Here is a 3,582-nt window from a genome sequence, read left to right as displayed (position 1 = left end):
GTTTTGGGAGTAGGATTTGAACCTCTGACCTTCAGGTTATGAGCCTGACGAGGTGAAGAGGTCAAGCAATTGAACCGTGTGATCAATTGTAGTCTGAACGGGCTGTACTGAGATTTTCTGACGCTGGTTGCGGGAGCAGGATTTGAACCTGCGACCTTCAGGTTATGAGCCTGACGAGCTACCGGGCTGCTCCATCCCGCGTCAGAGTCAGATTTGTATCATCGTGTTAGAGAGAAGGGGGATTTTACTAGGTTTGGCGGTGACCTACTCTCCCGGGGCTTAAGCCCAAGTACCATTGGCGCGGCAGTGCTTAACTTCCGGGTTCGGGATGGGACCGGGTGTTTCACTTGCGCTATGACCACCAAACCGAGGAAAATCCCCGTCGCTCTTTTTGCAGTGCAAAAAGGCGACGCGCGGCAGGCAGCGTATTCGGTTGCGAATGCGCGTTGCCACTCGGTTGTGTTTCAATCAACACCGTCGCTGTTTGCGTAGCAAATGCGACGTAATTGTCCAACTCAAGGTCGGTGTATGCTTCTGGTTTGATTTTGTCTTTCCATTACTGGATCAAATCAAGCCTATCGGGCGATTAGTACCGGTCAACTGAACGCATTACTGCGCTTACATCTCCGGCCTATTGACGTGGTGGTCTTCCACGGCCCTCAGGGAGACCTTGTTTTGAGGGGGGCTTCCCGCTTAGATGCCTTCAGCGGTTATCCTGTCCGATCATAGCTACCCAGCACTGCCGTTGGCACGACAACTGGTCCACCAGTGGATCGTTCACCCCGGTCCTCTCGTACTAGGGGCAACTCCTCTCAAGTCTCCTACACCCACGGCAGATAGGGACCGAACTGTCTCACGACGTTCTAAACCCAGCTCACGTACCTCTTTAAACGGCGAACAGCCGTACCCTTGGGACCTGCTCCAGCCCCAGGATGAGATGAGCCGACATCGAGGTGCCAAACACTGCCGTCGATATGGACTCTTGGGCAGTATCAGCCTGTTATCCCCGGCGTACCTTTTATCCGTTGAGCGATGGCCCTTCCACTCGGGACCACCGGATCACTATGGCCGTCTTTCGACTCTGCTCGACTTGTCAGTCTTGCAGTCAGGCTGGCTTCTGCCATTGCACTCAACGAGCGATTTCCGACCGCTCTGAGCCAACCTTCGCGCGCCTCCGTTACGCTTTAGGAGGCGACCGCCCCAGTCAAACTACCCGCCACGCAGGGTCCCGGATCCGGATAACGGACCGCGGTTAGACATCAAGAGTGCGAAGGGTGGTATCTCAAGGGAGGCTCCACGGATACTTGCGTTTCCGCTTCAAAGCCTACCACCTATCCTGCACATCACAATCCTGATGCCAGTGCGAAGCTGTAGTAAAGGTGCACGGGGTCTTTCCGTCTAACCGCGGGAAGCCTGCATCTTGACAGGCAATTCAATTTCGCTGAGTCGATGTTGGAGACAGCGGGGAAGTCGTTACGCCATTCGTGCAGGTCGGAACTTACCCGACAAGGAATTTCGCTACCTTAGGACCGTTATAGTTACGGCCGCCGTTTACCTGGGCTTCAATTCAAGGCTCTCACCTCTCCTTTTAACCTTCAGGCACCGGGCAGGCGTCAGACCCTATACGTCGTCTTGCGACTTCGCAGAGCCCTGTGTTTTTAATAAACAGTCGCCACCCCCTGGTTTGTGCCCCCAGCCCCTAGTTGCCTAGGAACCGGGCCTCCTTCTCGCGAACTTACGGAGGTATTTTGCCGAGTTCCTTCAACATCGTTCTCTCAAGCGCCTTGGTATGCTCTACCAGTCCACCTGTGTCGGTTTAGGGTACGGTCTGATGGAGGGCTATTTCCAGGAACCACTCAGCAGCCCAATCAATCCGATAAGATTGAACTACACCTGTGATCCGTCACATCCTCCTGGCCTAGGAATATTAACCTAGTTCCCATCGCCTACGCCTTTCGGCCTCGGCTTAGGGGCCGGCTTACCCTGCTCAGATTAGCTTTAAGCAGGAACCCTTGGACTTTCGGCGAGAGTGTCTCTCACACTCTTTGTCGCTACTCATGTCATCATTCTCACTAGTGATCTCTCCACCGGATGGCTCACGCCCCGGCTTCATCGAAAGCCTCTCTCCTCCAATCTGCCCGAAGGCATGAAGGAGGAATGAGACTATGTCACACTACGCTCTGCTACCGATGCTTACGCATCCCTAGACTTCGGCTCATGGCTTGAGCCCCGTTACATCTTCGCCGCAGGACAACTTATTTAGACCAGTGAGCTGTTACGCTATCTTTAAAGGATGGCTGCTTCTAAGCCAACCTCCTGGTTGTTTTGGTCGTCCCACCTGCTTTCCCACTTAGCCATGAATTGGGGGCCTTAGTCGTAGGTCAGGGTTGTTTCCCTCTCCACTACGGACGTTAGCATCCGCAGTGTGTCTGCCATCTAGTACTCCCGGGTATTCGGAGTTTGGTTAGGATCAGTAAGCCTGTGGGGCCCCATTACCCATCCAGTGCTCTACCCCCCGGGGTATTCGGATGACGCTCTACCTAAATAGATTTCGCAGAGAACCAGCTATCTCCGAGTTTGATTGGCCTTTCACCCCTAGGCACAGCTCATCCCGATCCTTTTCAACGGATGTGGGTTCGGTCCTCCAGTAAGTGTTACCTTACCTTCAACCTGGCCATGCCTAGATCACTCGGTTTCGGGTCTGATCCCACGAACTCATTCGCCCTATTAAGACTCGCTTTCGCTACGCCTACACCTAACGGCTTAAGCTTGCTCGTGAGACCAAGTCGATGACCCATTATACAAAAGGTACGCCGTCAGCTCGCAAGGAGCCTCCGACTGATTGTAGGCGTTCGGTTTCAGGTACTGTTTCACTCCCCTCGTCGGGGTGCTTTTCACCTTTCCCTCACGGTACTGGTTCGCTATCGGTCAGCAAGGAGTACTTAGCCTTCGAAGGTGGTCCTCCGATCTTCAGACAGAATTTCACGTGTTCCGCCCTACTTAATACGTCCATCAAAGCTTCCTATACGGGGCTGTCACCCGCTATGGCCACGCTTCCCAACGTGTTCTAGTCACTTATCTGGCTCGGCTGGTCCCCGTTCGCTCGCCGCTACTAGGGGAGTATCAATTGATTTCCTTTCCTCCGGGTACTTAGATGTTTCAGTTCCCCGGGTTTGCTCTTAAAACCCTATGTATTCAGGTCTTAAGTACCTGTTTAAACCCCATATTGAGTATCAAAGATAACAATATGAAGCTTTCAGGTGGGTTGCCCCATTCAGAGATCCATGGATCAAAGCTTATTCTCAGCTCCCCATGGCTTATCGCAGAGTATCACGTCTTTCATCGCCTCTTGCTGCCAAGGCATTCACCAAACGCCCTTCTCGCGCTTGATTTGATCCAGAAAGAGAAAGACATAACAATTTGTGCTACCGCCTATTCGGCCACTTGAGCACAAGCATGTCAATCGAGACCGCCCAGCTGGTAACTAAAGGCAGTCATTCTTCTGAACCAAAAACATACATTTCCCGCCCCCGCCACTTGGACGAGGACAATTGAGCAACCCCATATGGTCTCCCAGCCGTG

At 53.1% G+C, this 3,582-nt stretch carries 1 tRNA gene and 2 rRNA genes; all 3 read right to left on the bottom strand.

Features of this window, described 5'->3' with window-relative positions:
• Positions 1 to 124 precede the first annotated feature (124 nt).
• The 3 genes from ACR0MQ_RS22795 to ACR0MQ_RS22785 all read right to left on the bottom strand — a co-directional run bounded on the left by ACR0MQ_RS22795 (position 125) and on the right by ACR0MQ_RS22785 (position 3,392).
• Positions 125 to 201, bottom strand: a tRNA-Met gene (locus tag ACR0MQ_RS22795).
• Between the two features lie 50 nt (positions 202 to 251).
• Positions 252 to 366 (bottom strand): 5S ribosomal RNA (gene rrf / locus ACR0MQ_RS22790).
• Positions 367 to 565: 199 nt separating this feature from the next.
• Positions 566 to 3,392 (bottom strand): 23S ribosomal RNA (locus ACR0MQ_RS22785).
• Positions 3,393 to 3,582 lie beyond the last annotated feature (190 nt).

Source organism: Ruegeria sp. AN6, from assembly GCF_056540425.1.
This window is presented reverse-complemented; position numbering and strand designations above follow the sequence as displayed.